Annotated in this window: 16 protein-coding genes and 1 tRNA gene; 9 read left to right on the plus strand and 8 right to left on the minus strand. The window is 60.6% G+C overall.

Translation table 11 applies throughout. The features are described 5' to 3' along the window. Positions 1-2 precede the first annotated feature (2 nt). Entirely contained in the window at positions 3-1,217 is a 1,215-nt protein-coding gene (gene coaBC / locus PMX70_RS07055; protein ID WP_240139041.1) for a bifunctional phosphopantothenoylcysteine decarboxylase/phosphopantothenate--cysteine ligase CoaBC, read from the plus strand. A gap of 80 nt (positions 1,218-1,297) precedes the next feature. Continuing rightward, a tRNA-Pro gene (locus tag PMX70_RS07060) sits at positions 1,298-1,374 on the plus strand. Between the two features lie 607 nt (positions 1,375-1,981). Here the strand turns inward: PMX70_RS07060 and PMX70_RS07065 are convergent. The 6 genes from PMX70_RS07065 to PMX70_RS07090 form a co-directional block, all read right to left on the minus strand. Continuing rightward, positions 1,982-3,289: a sensor histidine kinase gene (locus tag PMX70_RS07065; RefSeq protein WP_271743222.1), complete on the minus strand. Its 1,308-nt coding sequence runs from the start codon at positions 3,287-3,289 to the stop codon at positions 1,982-1,984. 114 nt (positions 3,290-3,403) lie between these two features. Continuing rightward, positions 3,404-4,066 carry a response regulator transcription factor gene (locus PMX70_RS07070; RefSeq protein WP_055250129.1) on the minus strand — a complete coding sequence of 221 codons (663 nt, stop codon included), beginning with the start codon at positions 4,064-4,066 and terminating at the stop codon, positions 3,404-3,406. A 45-nt stretch (positions 4,067-4,111) separates the two neighbouring features. Next, entirely contained in the window at positions 4,112-4,276 is a 165-nt protein-coding gene (locus tag PMX70_RS07075) for a hypothetical protein (protein ID WP_271743223.1), read from the minus strand. A gap of 16 nt (positions 4,277-4,292) precedes the next feature. Next, the gene (locus tag PMX70_RS07080) at positions 4,293-5,108 is read right to left on the minus strand and encodes an ABC-2 family transporter permease (RefSeq protein WP_271743224.1); all 816 of its coding nucleotides are present in this window, start codon (positions 5,106-5,108) and stop codon (positions 4,293-4,295) included. Beyond that, on the minus strand, positions 5,108-5,878 hold the full coding sequence (locus PMX70_RS07085) for an ABC-2 family transporter permease (RefSeq protein ID WP_271743225.1): 771 nt from the start codon (positions 5,876-5,878) through the stop codon (positions 5,108-5,110). The genes PMX70_RS07080 and PMX70_RS07085 overlap by 1 nt, the downstream gene beginning before the upstream one ends. Further along, complete coding sequence (locus PMX70_RS07090) at positions 5,875-6,603, minus strand: lantibiotic protection ABC transporter ATP-binding protein (RefSeq protein ID WP_055250122.1); 729 nt, start codon at positions 6,601-6,603, stop codon at positions 5,875-5,877. Before PMX70_RS07090 ends, PMX70_RS07085 begins: the two co-directional genes overlap by 4 nt. A 396-nt stretch (positions 6,604-6,999) precedes the next feature. On the opposite strand from PMX70_RS07090, the gene PMX70_RS07095 reads away from it, so the two are divergent. The 6 genes from PMX70_RS07095 (at position 7,000) to PMX70_RS07120 (ending at position 11,835) form a co-directional block, all read left to right on the plus strand. Beyond that, on the plus strand, positions 7,000-7,704 hold the full coding sequence (locus PMX70_RS07095) for a CDP-alcohol phosphatidyltransferase family protein (RefSeq protein WP_089573364.1): 705 nt from the start codon (positions 7,000-7,002) through the stop codon (positions 7,702-7,704). 66 nt (positions 7,705-7,770) lie between these two features. Next, the gene (locus PMX70_RS07100) at positions 7,771-8,205 is read left to right on the plus strand and encodes an FHA domain-containing protein (protein ID WP_006236002.1); all 435 of its coding nucleotides are present in this window, start codon (positions 7,771-7,773) and stop codon (positions 8,203-8,205) included. Positions 8,206-8,208: 3 nt separating this feature from the next. Further along, positions 8,209-9,087, plus strand: a complete 879-nt coding sequence (gene ftsR / locus PMX70_RS07105; RefSeq protein WP_117790394.1) for a transcriptional regulator FtsR — start codon at positions 8,209-8,211, stop codon at positions 9,085-9,087. 40 nt (positions 9,088-9,127) lie between these two features. Beyond that, positions 9,128-9,658: an adenine phosphoribosyltransferase gene (locus tag PMX70_RS07110; RefSeq protein ID WP_117790395.1), complete on the plus strand. Its 531-nt coding sequence runs from the start codon at positions 9,128-9,130 to the stop codon at positions 9,656-9,658. A 32-nt stretch (positions 9,659-9,690) separates the two neighbouring features. Further along, positions 9,691-10,803 carry a C40 family peptidase gene (locus tag PMX70_RS07115; protein ID WP_199577032.1) on the plus strand — a complete coding sequence of 371 codons (1,113 nt, stop codon included), beginning with the start codon at positions 9,691-9,693 and terminating at the stop codon, positions 10,801-10,803. Positions 10,804-10,968: 165 nt separating this feature from the next. Beyond that, positions 10,969-11,835 (plus strand): DegV family protein, encoded by an 867-nt coding sequence (locus PMX70_RS07120; protein ID WP_117790396.1) that lies wholly within the window; start codon positions 10,969-10,971, stop codon positions 11,833-11,835. Positions 11,836-11,908: 73 nt separating this feature from the next. Here PMX70_RS07120 and PMX70_RS07125 read toward each other — a convergent pair whose 3' ends face one another. Continuing rightward, the gene (locus PMX70_RS07125) at positions 11,909-12,520 is read right to left on the minus strand and encodes a DUF1836 domain-containing protein (RefSeq protein WP_199577033.1); all 612 of its coding nucleotides are present in this window, start codon (positions 12,518-12,520) and stop codon (positions 11,909-11,911) included. A 154-nt stretch (positions 12,521-12,674) separates the two neighbouring features. Then, a complete protein-coding gene (locus PMX70_RS07130; RefSeq protein WP_271743226.1) occupies positions 12,675-13,613 on the minus strand; it encodes an NAD(P)/FAD-dependent oxidoreductase in 939 nt (312 codons plus the stop codon). A gap of 118 nt (positions 13,614-13,731) precedes the next feature. Here PMX70_RS07130 and PMX70_RS07135 point away from each other — a divergent pair, with 118 nt between their 5' ends. After that, positions 13,732-15,033: an MGDG synthase family glycosyltransferase gene (locus PMX70_RS07135; RefSeq protein WP_117637272.1), complete on the plus strand. Its 1,302-nt coding sequence runs from the start codon at positions 13,732-13,734 to the stop codon at positions 15,031-15,033. Positions 15,034-15,381: the final 348 nt, after the last annotated feature.

Below are 15,381 nucleotides of genomic sequence, written 5' to 3' on the forward strand. Positions count from 1 at the left end.
CGATGACGGCGGCATCCAACAATTCAATGCAACTTGAGGGAAAAACGATCCTGCTGGGCATTACCGGCGGGATCGCCGCCTATAAGTCGTGCAATATCGTGCGCCTGCTGCAAAAGCGCGGCGCACGTGTCAAAGTCGTTATGAGCGAGCATGCCACGGAGTTTGTGGGGCCGCTTACCTTCCGCGCGCTCACCAACGAGCCGGTCGCGGTTGGGCTATTCGACGATCCTTCCGACCCCATCCACCACATTTCGCTGGCGCAGGAGCCCGATCTGGTGGTCGTGGCGCCCGCGACGGCCAATATCATCGCCAAGATGGCCAACGGCATTGCCGATGACCTGATTTCTACGACGCTACTCGCCACGCCGCGACCCATTGTGATCGCGCCGGCCATGAACAATGGCATGTGGAAGGCGCCGGCAACCCAGGCCAATATGGCCACGCTGCGCGACCGCGGGGTGCACGTGGTTGGGCCCGGTAGTGGCTACCTTGCTTGCGGCGACGTGGACACGGGGCGCATGAGCGAGCCCGAGGACATCGTCGAAGCCATCTGCGAGGTGCTCAATCCCGTGCCGCAAGACCTGGCGGGCAAGCGCATCGTCATCACTGCCGGTCCTACGCACGAACCGATCGACCCCGTGCGTTTTATTGGAAACCGATCGTCGGGCAAGATGGGCATCGCCCTGGCGGGGAAGGCCGCTCGCCGCGGTGCCGAGGTCACGCTCGTGCTGGGACCGACATCGCTCGATGTTCCCCGCGGCGTGGCGTGCGTAAGCGTGCAGACCGCCGCAGAGATGCTGCAGGCGGCGCTGAGCGCCTTCCAGACGGCCGACGCTGCCATTTGCGCCGCCGCCGTCGCCGACTACACGCCGGCGGCCCCGGCGGACCATAAGCTCAAAAAGGCCAACGAGCGCCTGGATCGAATCGAGCTCGTCGAGACCGTTGACATCTTGGCCGAACTCTCACGCCAAAAGGGCGATCGCCTCGTAATCGGATTTGCTGCCGAGACCGATAACGTCGTCAAGTACGCCGAGCGCAAATTGGCACGCAAAGGCTGCGATGCCATTATCGCCAACGATGTCTCACGCGCCGATTCGGGCTTTGGAACCGATACCAACAAGGCCTGGATTGTGAGCACAACGGGTACGAAAGAACTTCCCGTTCTAACAAAACCCCAGCTCGCAGATACAATTTTGGACTTGCTTCAAAATTTATAAAAAAGTTCTTGCACAAGTCTAAAGTTTCGGGTTAATATACTCCCTGTTGCGAGCGAGAGCAGAGCAACAAACAAAAGCTTCGGGACGTGGCGCAGCTTGGTAGCGCACTTGACTGGGGGTCAAGGGGTCGCTGGTTCGAATCCAGTCGTCCCGACCAGAAGTTTGCAGGTCAGGCATCTAGTGCCTGACCTTTTTTGTTTTAAGCAATTGCTTAATTTTGATTAAGCAACGGGGTGCCAAAAATCTACCTGAGCGATAATCGCCTTTTGCGGTTACTTGCGCGTTTTGCACACGCTTGAGCCGATTTATTAACGCGATATGAATCTACATACGCGTAGTTGGTATACAGCCGAGTACAGGCTGTATTTATCGCGGCGATTTACACAGATATAGCGACTGTAACGGACAAGCGTGTCGCTGTATTTATTCCAGTAGTTCACTTGACCGGTGGACAAGTGGGCGATTGCAACGATATGCCAAACGGTATGGGCTCTATACGAGGACGCCGCAGAGGTAATGGCGGGGGAGTGCGGCAAGCGCTCTGAGAGCTGCTGTATGACCCCATTTCTCCTTAACTCGATAATTTGCGTTTCAAGCCACGAATCGGTCGAGCAATTGCCAAAAGTAAGGCCCATGCAGGATTGCACGGGCCTTACATCAGATCAAATTTGAGCTAGAAGCACCAAACGGGGCAGACGCAACACCATCTCGTCGCGGCCTCGGCGAGCGACATATCGCAGTCGAGGTAGACATCGAGGAAATCGTCAGATCCCGCACAGGGGGACCGCGATGGTGGCCACCGCACCGCCCGAGGGGCCGTTGGCGAGCGAGACGGATCCCCCGTGGGCGCTCGCGGCCTCGGAGGCGACGTGGAGGCCGAGCCCGTAGTGGCGGCCTTCGTCACGCGAGGAGCGGGAGGAGTCGTCTGTGAAGAGGCGCTCGCAGCCGCGTTCGAGGGCGGCGGGAGAAAAGCCCGGTCCGTCGTCGGCAACCTCGATGACGAGGTGCCCGCCCGCGACGTCGCAGGAGACAGCCACGCGCGAGCGTGCGTGCTCGGCGGCGTTGGCCACGAGGTTCGCGGCGGCTCGCGCCAGGGCGGTTCGGTCGAGCGCGGCCTCGGGCGCGCCCGCGACAGCGGGGCCCGTGGCCGCGTCGAGCGTCACGCCTCGCGCCCGGGCGATCTGGGCGGCCTCGGCGAGGACCTGCTCGCAAAGCTCGGCCGGCCGCATGGGGGCCCTCTCCGCCCCGCCGGACCCGCGCGAGGCCTCGATGAGCAGGCGCACGTAGCCGTCGAGCCTTTCGACACTGCCGGCTATGTCGCGCGCGGCGGCCGCGAGGTCGGCGTCTTTCTCGTCTTCCAGCTCCTCCGCTACGAAGTCGGCGTTGGCGCGCAGCACGGTGAGCGGCGTCTTGAGGTCGTGGGCGAGCGACGTCATCTGCTCGCGCTGCCCCCGCTCCGCGGCCCAGCGGGCCTCGAGCGACTCGGCGAGGGAGGCCCGCATGGCGTCCATCGCGGCGAGGACGTCGTTCACCTCGCGCACGTTGGTGCTGCCGACCGCGAAGTCGAGCTCCCCCGCGCCGACGCGCCCCGCCGCCTCCGCGAGCGGCGCCATCTTGCGCGAGATCACGCGGCTCGCGCGGCGCGCGACGAGCGCAAGCGCAAGTGCGCTTCCCGCCGTGGCGCCGACGAGCATGAGGTTCTGCGGGTTGGGAAGCAGGCCGGCGAGGTCGCGCGAGACCCACTGCGGCAGATACTCGCTGACGAGCGCGCAGGCCCCGCCACCTTTGAGCGGGAACGCGGCGTAGGTAACGCCCGAACCCCCGCCCTCGATCTCCACTGTGCCCGGATCCGCGGCGAGTGCCGTACGAGCCATTTCCTTCGCGTCCTCGAGCCGCGTGCTCTCGAGGTCTGTCATCAGCACGTTTCCGTCCTTGTTCAGGATGAGGTAGCGGTACGCCGTCGGCACGTCCTGCTGCCCGCAGACGCCGTCGCGTGCCAGGCCCTCCGCGACCTCGCGCGCATTGGCCGGCCCCCAGCTTGCCTCGTAGACGAAGCCCGCGTTGATCGCCACAGAGAGCATCATGAACGAGGCGAGCCACGCCGTGGCGACTGCCGCGAACGCGTAGGCGAAGTAGCGCGATGACGAAGGAGAGCGGCATGCCCCCGCGACCTCGCGCCCCGATCCTCAGAGCTGCCACTTGTACCCCATCCCCCAGACGGTCGCGATCGGATCGGCGCCGGCCTCGGAGAGTTTCCTCCGGGCGCGACTGACCTGCATGGATATGGCCGCGTCGTCGGCGTCGCTCTCCCAGCCGAGCACCGCCTCGCGTATCTGCGCGCGGCTCATGACCTGCCCGGGGTGGCGGGCGAGGTACTCGCAGATGGCGTACTCGGTGGGCGTGAGCGGCACGGCCTCGCCGCCCACGGCGAGGCCGCGCGCCCTGAGGTCGATCCGCACCTCCCCGAAGGAGAGGGCGTGCGAGCGCGGCCGGCGCTCACGGCGTAGATGGGCCGCGACCTTGGCGCGCAGCTCCGCGGCCCCGAAGGGCTTGCGGACGTAGTCGTCGGCGCCCAGGCCGTAGGCGGCCACGGCATCCTCCTCGGCCACGCGAGCGGTCAGGAAGACGATGGGGCCGTCGAAGTCCGGGCGGATCTGCCGCACGAGCTCGAAGCCGTCGAGCCCCGGCATCATGACGTCGCAGAGCACGAGGTCGAAGCGCGAGAGGTCCATCCCCGGGACCGCCGTCGGGTCCTCCGCCTTGACGACCTCATGGCCGTCGCGGCCGAGGACGCGCGCAAGCGCGTCGAGGATCGCCCGTTCATCATCCACTGCCAGTATCCTCGCCATGTTCGACCTCCTGAAACTCCCGTCGGCATTGTACTTGCGCCGCGCTCAGCGGTCCAGAGCCCCGCGCGCAGCCGCGGGCGCGGGCGCCCACATGGCAATCTCAGGGTTGGGCAGCACGCGGTCGGCGATCGAGCGCAGCGCCGACCCCCAGCCGGCGTCGAGCAGGGCATTCCCGCCCAGGACGAGCGCTGCGGAGAGGAGGGCGAGCACGGCGGCGAGCGGCCTCCTACGCATCTGCCCTCCCGTCCTCGAAGCGGCAGAACCAGGCGAGAAGGACGGCGTCGGCTGCCAGGGTGAGCACGAGGCTGGCGAGCGTAGTCGTGAGGAGAGGGCCCGCCGCGCGTGCGGCGTCGATGAAGGCCTCTACCCCGAGCGACCCCAGGCGCGCGGGCCAGGCGAGCGGCACCCAGCTCAGGGGCGTCGCCAGGGCACCGGTGAGCTCGCCGGTCATGAGGCCGTGCGCAAGTCCGCCCACTGAGAAGAACGCGAGGAGCATCCCCGCCGCGCCGGCGCCGATGGCGGCGTTGCGGCCGAGGCGCAGGGCCACGCCGAGCCCCAGCGCGTAGAGGGGCAGGCTGCCCAGCACGATGCCCGCCCAGGCGGCCGCAAGCGGAGCGGGCCCGAGCGGCAGGCGCCCGGCGACGGCGAGCACGGCCCCGAACACGCCGAGCGCCACGGCCAGCGCGCCCGCGCCGAGCGCCGCAAGGGCGAGTAGCTTCGCCGCGACGGCGCGCCCGCGCGAGGGGACCGCCGTGAGGTTGGCGAGACGTCCGGCAGCGCGCTCGTCGTCCACGGCGAGCCCGCAGACGATGGCGGACATGAGCGGCATGAGGGCGCCGAGGAACTGGGCGTAGGCGTCCGCGCCCAGCGCCGGGTCCCATCGGGTTACGGAGAAGTACTCGCCGCAGGCAAGACCGGCTGCCAGGCCGCAGACGAGGTGCACCGCCGTGAGCGGGGAGCGCGCCAGGCGCAGGGCCTCGGAGAGCAGGGCCCGCGGGAGAGTCATGCGCGGCGTCGGGTCGGAGAGTCGTGTCATGGCCATCACCTCTCCTCGGAGCGCGCGAACCAGGCCGCGCCCGCCGCCGTGAGCGCGGCGAACGCGAGCGCGCTGACCGCAAGGCCCGCTAGCGTGAGCATGCCGTCCGCCGCGAGCGCCCCGCCGAGCGCCATGTCCGCCGCGAGTGGCTCGCCGCTCGGCAGCACGGGGATGAAGCTCGTGGGGATGACCATGCTCGCCGACGGCGGAAAGAGCTGCGGCAGCGGCACCAGCGACCAGGCGAACCCGCCCACGAGCTGCGCGGCGAGCGGGCAGAAGACGCCCGCGAGCATGCCGAGCCGCGCCGTGAGGAAGAGCCCTGCGGGGATCATCCACGCCGCGGTCACCGTGTTGGCGAGCGCGCAGAGGAGCATCGTGAGCGTGCCCGCGGCCGTGAGACCCTGCGAGGAGAACGCCGATCCCGCGAGGTAGATGCCGAAGACCACGAGGTTCGAGAGCGTGCAAAGAGCAAGGCACCAGAGCGCCTTGGCCCACCAGGCGCGCCCGAGCGGGAAGCCCAGGCCCAGAAGCCCCCGCATCCGCGTGCGAGCGTCCGCCCGTGCGACGCACGCCACCACGAGCGATAGAGACACGGGCAGGAAGAGCGCGTACCAGTAGTTCCACGCACTAAAGATCTGCACGCCCCGGTAGGGCATCGCGCCGAGCAGCGGCATCGGCAGCGCCATGAGCACGGCCAGGCGAACCGGTGCCGCGTGGCGCGACTTCAGGGCCTCGGCGCGCAGGCCCGCGAGCAGGCCGCCTTTCTCGCCCGTCATGCCGCCACCTCCCCGCGTGCTCGTCGCCCTTCCCGACAGAAGCTCATGAAGAGTTCCTCGAGGTCCTGCCCGGGCCGAAGCGCATCCTCGTAGGCGAGGCGCCCCCCGCAGATGATGCCGATGGTGTCCGCCATCTGCTGCACCTCGGAGAGGATGTGGCTCGAAACGATCACCGTCGTACCCGCCGCCGCGAAGCCGCGGATCTGGTCGCGCAGCTCCTCGATGCCGATGGGGTCGAGGCCGTTGGTGGGCTCGTCGAGCACGAGCAGGCGTGGCCGGGCGATCAGCGCCAGCGCGAGCCCCAGGCGCTGCCGCATGCCCATCGAGAAGCGCCCGGCGCGCTTCTTCCCGGTGTCCGCGAGGTCCACGGCGGCGAGCACCTCATCTATGCGGCTCTCGGGAAGGCCCAGCAGCGTGGTGCGCACGCGCAGGTTCTCGCGCGCGGTGAGGTTGGGGTAGAGCGGCGCCTCCTCGATGAGGCTGCCGATTGCGTAGAGGTCCTCGCGGCGCCAGGCGTGCCCGGCAAAGAGGATCTCCCCGGCCGTCGGCCGCAGCATCCCGCAGATCATCTTGAGCGTTGTCGACTTGCCGGCGCCGTTGGGACCGAGCAGCCCGTACACCTCGCCCTCGCGGATATGAAGGCTCACGTCGGCCACGGCGTCCTGCGCCTGGTCGCCGCGGCCGAAGCGCTTGGTGAGCCCGCGCGTCTCGAGCATGTAACCCATGGGTTTATCCTTTCTCTTCCGGGCGCGCGGGCCGAGCCACCGTGCCCGCACGCTTTACCTTTCGGGTTCACCATCCATGGTGGGGCGCGTTTCTAACGAAGCCGTAACGGCCGTTGGGTTCTTTTAGCGCCAACCCTTCTCGACCCGCACATCATGATTAATTCGCTTAAGGCAACAACTTTCCCGATCGATGTAATCACCGAATCAAAACGTGTACATCAGCCATCAAAGATGCCGAAAAATGTCATATTTGGAGGCTGATGTACACAAATGCAGAATCCCGCACAACCCAGTAGCATCCTCCATATGTCTGGACTCTCTATGCTTACGCTGGATAGACATCGCCGGAACGGGTATAGTATCGAAAGTTTTGTCGTTAACCAGCGGGGGAGTCCTGTGGGCATCAAAAAGAAGATCAAAAAGGAGCTTATCGGCACTTCCGATTACCCGTCGAATAAGATCTTTACGATCTCCAATTTCATCACCTTTACGCGCCTGATCCTCACCCTGGTATTTCTGTACCTGTTTGTGACGGATAACAACCGCGTCATCGCCATCGTTATCTACGCCGTTGCCGCCTCTACCGACTGGATGGACGGTCAGATCGCCCGCATGACCAAGACGGTCTCGTGGCTCGGCAAGGTCATGGATCCCATCTGCGACCGAGCGCTGCTGTTCACCGGCGTACTTGGGCTGGTGGTTCGCGGAGAGCTGCCAATCTGGGTCTGCGTGCTCATTATTGGCCGCGACATCTATCTGGGCATCGGCACGCTTATCGTTCGTCATTATCACCGTCGCCCCATCGATGTCGTCTTTCCCGGAAAGATTGCCACTGCACTGCTCATGACCGGCTTCTCGCTCATGCTGCTCGGGTTCCCCGTTATTGACGGCCTGCATCTTTTACCTTCAACCCTTACGGCCTTCCCGGGCCTCAACGGAAGCTCGGTGCCCCTCGGCATCTTCTTTGTGTACGGCGGCGTGATCTTCTCCATGCTCACGGCTGTCATCTATTCCATTAAGGGCGGAGTGGCCATTAAACAGGCTCTCGCGCATCCCGAGGACGAGGACATCGACTTTCTGAACCCTGAAATCGAAGACTGATTCGTTGGGGTATGATTACGTACGGTTCATTATTTGCGGCACGTCCGCGATAAGTTAGGGGTTGTCATGGACAACATGGTTAATAATATGCCTCAGAATGATAAGACTGCTGACGCTACCTGCGTATTCCGCGTGCCTTCAAGCGACGTCACCGTTCCCGACCTCATGGCCAACGTGCGCATCACCGCCCCCGTTCTGTCCATCGTCAAGGGTCCGCAGACTGGTGCCGCCTTTGAGCTCGAGGACGACGTGACCACCATCGGCCGCGATCCTGCAAACGGCATCTTCCTCAATGACATGACCGTTTCGCGTAGCCACGCGCGCATTATTCGCGAGGGCCTCGGCGCTCGCATTGAGGACCTGGGCTCGCTCAATGGCACCTGGGTCGACGGCGCCATTGTCAACGCGGCCCCGCTGCACGATGGTTCTTCCGTCCAGATCGGTACGTTTACGCTCATCTACCACGAGAGCACGCCGGAGCGCATCGAAACCGGTGAGTAGGGCATGGCCGAACGCAACTATCTGAGTATCGGCCAAGTCGTCAACCTTCTTCGAGGCGCATACCCCGATCTTTCGAACTCAAAAATTAGATTTCTAGAAGATGAGGGGCTCATTACCCCTCATCGTACGCCTAAGGGATACCGTCAGTACTCTAAGGAGGACGTTGATCGCCTGGAGGTCATCCTGCATTTGCAGAAGACCCGCTACATGCCTCTCAACGTGATTAAGCAGCGCTTGGAAAACGCCACGGACCTGTCAACGCTCGCTTACGAGGTGGGCTTGCTGTCCGATGTTCCGCTCAAGACGGAGCCCAAGGAGACTAAGCAAAAGCTGCATCCCATTGAGACCATTCCCGATATGCTGGGCGTCGAGATTTCGTTTATCCGCTCGCTCGCCGAGAACGACCTCATTCGCATCATCAAGAGTCCGCAGAATCGTGAGCTCGTCGATGGTCGCGATTTTCCAATCATCCGCTACTGCTCCGAGCTGTCACGCTTCCATATCGAGCCCCGCAACCTGCGTCAGTACGTGTCTTCCGCCAACCGCGAGTCCTCGATGTTTGAGCAGGTGCTCGTGAGCATGCTCGGAATGGATACCTCCGATGACGAGCGCGACGCCAAGCTCGAGCGTGCGTTTAAGAAGCTTCATGACCTGACCGAGGGTGTGCACACTGCGTTGCTCAAGAACCGCGTTTTTGAGTCGCTCAATGCCGTGGTCGAGGACGCCGACATCGATGCACTCGATGAGGAAATCACTCGCTCCGAGTCCACCAAAGCCAAAAACGAAGAGATAGCCACGCCGGCTTCGCACGAGGATTCTCTCGTAAAGCCGCTCAAGGTCGTCGCCCCTTCGCACTCCGGCACCGCCACGGAGGGCAAATAACCGCTGCCGCTTATCCGGCAACCCATTGAAAGGTCATGCAATGTACGACTTCGAATCTCAAATCGTCGACATCCCCGACTATCCCGAGCCCGGAGTCATCTTTAAAGACATCACGCCGCTCTTTGGCAATCCCGAGGCGCTCAAAGCCATGACCGATACCCTCGCCGAGCACTTTGCCGGCATGGGAATCACCAAGGTCGTGGGTCCCGAGGCTCGCGGCTTTATGGTTGGCGTACCGGTGGCTGTAGCCCTTGGCGCCGGCTTTGTTCCCGCACGTAAACCGGGCAAGCTGCCGCGCGAGACCGTAAGCCAGAGCTACGAGCTCGAGTACGGCACCGATTCAATTGAGATCCATGCCGACGCTATCAGCTCTAAAGATACCGTGTTGATTCTGGACGACTTGGTCGCGACGGGCGGAACCGTCGAGGCAACAGGTAAACTGGTGCGAGATATGGGCGCAAAGCTTATCGGTTACGGTTGTATACTTGAGCTTGCGTTTCTCAACCCGCGCGAGAAGCTCACGCCGTCTGATGACGATGTGGAGCTCTTTAGCCTGGTGACGGTAGGCTAGCCGTTACCCTTAGTTACTGGAAAGGAAGCTACATGCGCACAGCAAACACGCACAAAAATATGGCACGCTGCGCTGCTACGGCAACCCTCGCTTGTGTTTTGGGCTTGGGCCTCGCGGCTCCTGCCTACGCCGATACCGCATCCGACCTTGCCGCTGCTCGTACGAAACTCGAGCAGATCGGCACCCAAACCCAGCAGATTTACGATGAGCTTGCCACGCAGACGCAGGCGCTCGATCAGACTGCCGGCGAGATCACGCAAAAGCAGCAGGAGATCGCCGATGGTCAGGCCAAGCTCTCGACCTATGTCGCCGGCGAGTACAAAACCGGCGGTCTGAGCCTGCTTCAGGTTTTGACGGGTGTCGATGATCTGAGCGATATGCTCAACCGTCTGTTCTACTACGGCAAAGTTTCCGATAAGCAAGCTCAGACCATTCAAGAGGTCAAGGAGCTTAAGCAGCAGCTCACCGATAAGCAGGCCGAGCAGGAGAAGAACGTCGCCGCGACGCAAAAGAAGGTCGACGAGCTCAATGCCCAGCAGGCTGAGGCTCAGAGTGTCGTGAACTCCCTGGATTCGCAGCTGCAGGCCGAGCTCGCTGCCGAGGCCGAGGCCAACGCTGCGCTGCAGGCTGGCATTAATGCTAGCACCGCCGAAAAGGCCACGGTGAGCAACGACACCGCCGGTACGACCGAGAACACCAACAATGGCGGCCAGACCAACAATAACAACAACCAGGGCGGCAACACGCCGGCTCCCGCACCGCAGCCTGCCCCCACGCCCGCTCCGGCTCCCACGCCTTCGGCACCGAGTCAGTCTGTTGATGGTGGCTCCGTTGTTTCGCGCGCCTACAGCAAGCTCGGCTATGCGTATTCTTGGGGCGGCATTGGACCGAACAGCTTTGACTGCTCCGGTTTTGTAAGCTATTGCCTCACGGGACGCTACTGCCGTCTGGGCACCACGGTCGACTTCATGGGTTGGACCCGTGTGTCCGATCCGCAACCCGGCGATGTTGTGGTTAACTCCTACCATACCGGCATTTATATCGGTAATGGTCAGATGATCCATGCTTCCGACTACAAAACGGGCGTCATCATCAGCTCCGTTGCCGCCGGCATGAACAACAACTATATCTTCGTGCGCTACTAAGTCATCTTACACAGCGTGTGAATGTGGACCTCGTGGCTTAAAGTCGCGAGGTCTATTCTTTTGTCTCTAATCTTGTACGGCTATCTAGTATTCAAAACTAGATAGCCGTACATTCGGTTTGCAAGAAGGCTATAATTGTTGAGGAACAATTAGAAAGGACCCTCTATGAGCTGGGCACTTATCTCAGATTCAAGCTGTAACCTCCGCGATTGGCAACCGACCGCGCCCCATACCACCTTTGCATTTGCGCCCCTCAAAATTCGAGTGGGGGAGCGTGAATTCGTCGATGACCTTTCGCTTGATGTACATGAGCTCAACTGCGCTGTTCAGGCGGAGACGAACGCTTCTTCGAGCGCTTGTCCCAGCGTAGGGGAGTGGGCCGAGCTCTTCAAATTGGCCGACAAGACCATCTGCATGCCGATCTCTGAGGGCGTGTCGGGCAGCTACAACGCGGCAGCCACGGCTCGCGATATGGTTCTTGCCGAGGAGCCCGACCGACAGATTCATCTAGTCAATTCACGCGCAGCTGGCGGCAAAATGGATCTCATTTTCTTGCTGTTCGACCGCTATCTTGTAAGCAACCCGGATGTCTCATTCGAGGATGCTTGCGCATACTTCGATAGCCTTGAACAGAACAGCAAAATCCTCTTCAGTTTGTGCAATTACGAAAACCTCGCCAAAGCCGGACGTATCCCTAAGGCAGCCGGCGTCATTGCCAACAAGCTCAATATCCGCATTTTGGGCACGGCGAGCGAGGCCGGTAAAATCGAACTCGTCGGGCACACGCGTGGCGAAAAGAAGATGCTCAACAAGATCATCGACACCATGGAAGCCGAGGGTTTTACGGGCGGCGAGGTCATCATCGATCACGTTGAGAACGAAGCTGGAGCCCAGGCGCTTACTGACCGCATAGTCGAGCATTGGCCCGGCTCCAAGACCATCATCATGCCCTGCAACGGCCTGGATTCCTATTACGCCGAGATGCACGGCCTCATCATCGGCTACGGCATGGGCGTAGCTTCGGGCAAGTAAAGTCCAACCAAGCAAAAATATGGGCGGGACAAAGCGACAGATGGCTCTTTGCCCCGCCCGTTTTACACGTCGGCTAGCTATTAAACCCATTAAACTTTAGATAGCTCATCAGGTACGCCTTCGAAACGAAGGATGAAACTGCACTGCGCACAAGCAGCGACTCACGCGTTACCTGATGCGCCGTATCGGGAACCGGCGTCTGCTCAACGGAAAACGCCGAACGAATCGATGCCTCGAGCTGATCGACCACATAATCGAAGGCGGTCGGGGCATCGTAGCTCAAACGCTGAATGTTGAAGAGTGCCTGCACCGCAGCAATAGGTAGCACCTGTTTAAAGAGGCAGATAGCGATCAGGCGGGCAATCTGCTCGCGGCCATATTGCTTTTTGACCGGAGCAGGCACCAGGCCGACCTTAACGTAGTTATTGATCATCGATGGCGTAATGACAGGGTGCTCAACGCAAATGGACAGCGGCTCCATCCACAGCGCAACATACTCAATGACCTGGTCGCGGTAGAGCGTCACATTGGGCAACTGGTCATAGCGCGACAGACTCAACGTATTGAGTTTGCACACGATTTCGGACTGAATAAATGCATCGGGCAGCACAGTGGGCTGAATATCCTCAGGCTTAATACTGACCGACGAATCGGACATCGGAATAACGTGTTTAACGTGGTTCATAAAGGTCCTCCGTTCATTTTCTATATTGTATTCTAGGTTATCTAGTTTTGCATACCACATAGCCGGCAAGTAAAAGTGGTTGGACAACACATTGATGCATCGTCCAACCACTTTCTTTGAATATAGCAACCTAACATAAGATATATTATCGTACTTATCCGCGTAGAAAAGCGTATGCGCCGGTTGCCGCTATGGCTCCGTCAGAAACGGCAGTCACAACCTGGCGTAAACGCTTGGAACGGATATCGCCAGCTGCGAATAAGCCGGGCGTACGGGTGGCCATCGAATCATCGGTAACAATACCGCCGTCGGGAGCCAGATCGACTAGATGCTCAACAAGCTCGGTATGTGGCTGCGTCCCCGTAAAGACAAAGATGCCAAACGAGCCGGGCTCAAATGACTCGGCATGAGTTTCCCCAGATGCATTGTCCTTAAAGGTAATCGTCGTTGGCATGGCTTCGCCCGATAGCTCCACAATACTAGTTTGGTACCTAACTGTAATATTGTCCTTTGCGAGTACTTTCTGAACAACACCATCGGGCGCACGGAACTGGTCGCGGCGCAGCACGATGGTCACACTGCTGGCAATGTCGGACAGGAACAGCGCCTCTTCGCATGCCGAATTGCCACCACCGATTACAAAAACCTGCTTGCCGCGGAAAAACATGCCGTCACATGTTGCGCAATATGAAACGCCACGACCGCGATACGTATCCTCGCCTGCGAAACCTGCCGGACGCGGCGTGGCACCCATGCAAGCGATAACGCTCGAGGCCAGCGTATCGCCCATATCGTGATGCACCGTAAACAACGCTGCATCGGCATCGTAATCGATACCCGTAACCATGCTCCATGTAACCTGTGCTCCCAGGCCCTCTGCATGCTGCTGAAAACGCTCGCCGAGTTCGGCGCCACTCAGGAGCGGGAAACCCGGATAGTTCTCGACCTCATTGGTTGTGGCGATCTGCCCTCCCGACATGCCCTGCTCAATCACGGTCGTCGTCAGGTTGGCACGCGCAGCATAAATGGCGGCAGCATAGCCCGCGGGGCCGCCACCGATAATCGCAACATCGATCGGCTTATCGGTAGTCATGAAGCGTCCTTTCGTCGAAACGTTGTCGTTCTTTGCGCTCGTACCCAAATTTACGTGAACGTGACACTCATGCACTACAATGATAAATCCGTATTACAAAGCTGAAGGGGAGTTATCGATGGACCAGGCGCAGACGAGTGACGACGCTCCCCTGCTCACGCACAGCACTCCCCAATCGGAGCAAACCACGCTCCTGGCTCAGCAAAAACCTCTCGTGACCATCGTGCATGCCTCCGTTGGCTCGGGCCACAAGGCCGCCGCAAATGCGATAGCGCAGGCATTCGACCTCATCCGCGGCACCAATGGCATCCCCGAGGATATTGAGATTGAAGTGCTCGATATCCTTGATTTTGGACGTATTAAATTCGACGGCAATAAGACCGCGGCTTCTTTTACGGGAGCCACGCGCCCCATTTACGACCTGACCTGGCGATATACGCTTACGGGACATCTTCTCTGGGGTGGCGGAACGGCATGGTCGCGAATTATGTTCCCCGCCTTCAACGAATATATTCGTAGCCGCAGGCCCATAGCCGTGGTTGCAACGCACATCACAGCAGCCAATGTTGCCGTGGGCGCCCGCGTAATTACGGGTATCGATTATCCGGTCATCTGCGTACCGACCGACTACGAAGTCGAGGGATGGTGGCCCCACAAGGACACCGATTTATTCTGTGTTGCCAACGAATTTATGGCCGAAACGCTGCGTCCGCGCAAGGTGCTCGAGACAAAGATTCGCATTACCGGCATTCCTATTCGCGCCGGATTCGACACGGATTACGATCGCGAGGAAGAGCTAGCTAAGTTCAACCTCCCCACCGAGAAGACCGTCGTGCTGGTAATGGCCGGTGCCAGTTTGCCTCAACCGTACGTTCGCTTTCGCGCGGAGATGGACCGCACCCTCCCCTTCCTACGCAGCTTCGAAGACATGCACTTTGTCTTTTTGCCGGGCAAAGACACCGAATATGCCACCCGCCTCAAAACGCTCTTCGACGCCATGAAGCTCGAAAACGTCACGGTTCTGGACTATGTCGATGATATGGCAGCGCTTATGCACGGCTGCGACCTGGCAATTCTCAAATCGGGCGGACTCACGGTCACCGAGTGCCTATGCGCACATCTGCCGATGATTCTGCTGGGCAAGTCCTATGGCCAGGAAAAGGCCAACACCACCATGCTCACCGGCATGGGCGCCAGCATGCATGTCACCACCGCACGAGAGCTCATCGTTACCCTACGTCACTTGCACGACCATCCCGAATCACTCAAAGCCCTACTCATCAACGGCGAAGTACTACGCCGCCCCCACGCAGCCGAAGACATAGCCATCGCAACCATGGAGCTCGTAGGCAAACCCCAAAAGCGCAAACGAGCCTTCTGCCGCTTCTACTGGGGCGGAAAACCCGCGCATATCCGCTAGCGTCTTTATGTCCGCTTACCTGCGGGAGGCCCCTATATATCATCCCATGCTCAAACATTCTCGCTTCGCTGCGAAACTGCGCGTGGGACGATATATAGGGGCCTCCCGCAGGTAAGCTGCGTTTACGTACTAGCAGCTATACCAGATTCCCCTCCAGTAGAATCTGCAAAGGGGAACCAGAAAATATAAATACAGTAAGTCGATGCGACAAAGGAGGCGTCCTTTTATCGCATCGACTTACTAGAAAAGTAAATATTGTTTCAAGCGAGTAACCGCCCGCCTGCCTCTCACACATATCGTTCCACGCGCAGTTTCGCAGCGAGCGAAGCGACGCGAGAATGTTTGAGC

This window comes from Collinsella aerofaciens (genome assembly GCF_028206795.1).
In the GTDB taxonomy this organism is placed as follows: Bacteria; Actinomycetota; Coriobacteriia; order Coriobacteriales; family Coriobacteriaceae; genus Collinsella; species Collinsella aerofaciens_AX.

Coding starts and splice junctions, on each gene's coding strand:
- coaBC (WP_240139041.1), top strand. CDS start 3: ATGACGGCGGCATCCAACAATTCAATGCAACTTGAGGGAAAAACGATC.
- PMX70_RS07070 (WP_055250129.1), bottom strand. CDS start 4,066: ATGGCGAGGATACTGGCAGTGGATGATGAACGGGCGATCCTCGACGCG.
- PMX70_RS07080 (WP_271743224.1), bottom strand. CDS start 5,108: ATGGCCATGACACGACTCTCCGACCCGACGCCGCGCATGACTCTCCCG.
- PMX70_RS07085 (WP_271743225.1), bottom strand. CDS start 5,878: ATGACGGGCGAGAAAGGCGGCCTGCTCGCGGGCCTGCGCGCCGAGGCC.
- PMX70_RS07090 (WP_055250122.1), bottom strand. CDS start 6,603: ATGGGTTACATGCTCGAGACGCGCGGGCTCACCAAGCGCTTCGGCCGC.
- PMX70_RS07100 (WP_006236002.1), top strand. CDS start 7,771: ATGGACAACATGGTTAATAATATGCCTCAGAATGATAAGACTGCTGAC.
- ftsR (WP_117790394.1), top strand. CDS start 8,209: ATGGCCGAACGCAACTATCTGAGTATCGGCCAAGTCGTCAACCTTCTT.
- PMX70_RS07110 (WP_117790395.1), top strand. CDS start 9,128: ATGTACGACTTCGAATCTCAAATCGTCGACATCCCCGACTATCCCGAG.
- PMX70_RS07115 (WP_199577032.1), top strand. CDS start 9,691: ATGCGCACAGCAAACACGCACAAAAATATGGCACGCTGCGCTGCTACG.
- PMX70_RS07120 (WP_117790396.1), top strand. CDS start 10,969: ATGAGCTGGGCACTTATCTCAGATTCAAGCTGTAACCTCCGCGATTGG.
- PMX70_RS07125 (WP_199577033.1), bottom strand. CDS start 12,520: ATGAACCACGTTAAACACGTTATTCCGATGTCCGATTCGTCGGTCAGT.
- PMX70_RS07130 (WP_271743226.1), bottom strand. CDS start 13,613: ATGACTACCGATAAGCCGATCGATGTTGCGATTATCGGTGGCGGCCCC.
- PMX70_RS07135 (WP_117637272.1), top strand. CDS start 13,732: ATGGACCAGGCGCAGACGAGTGACGACGCTCCCCTGCTCACGCACAGC.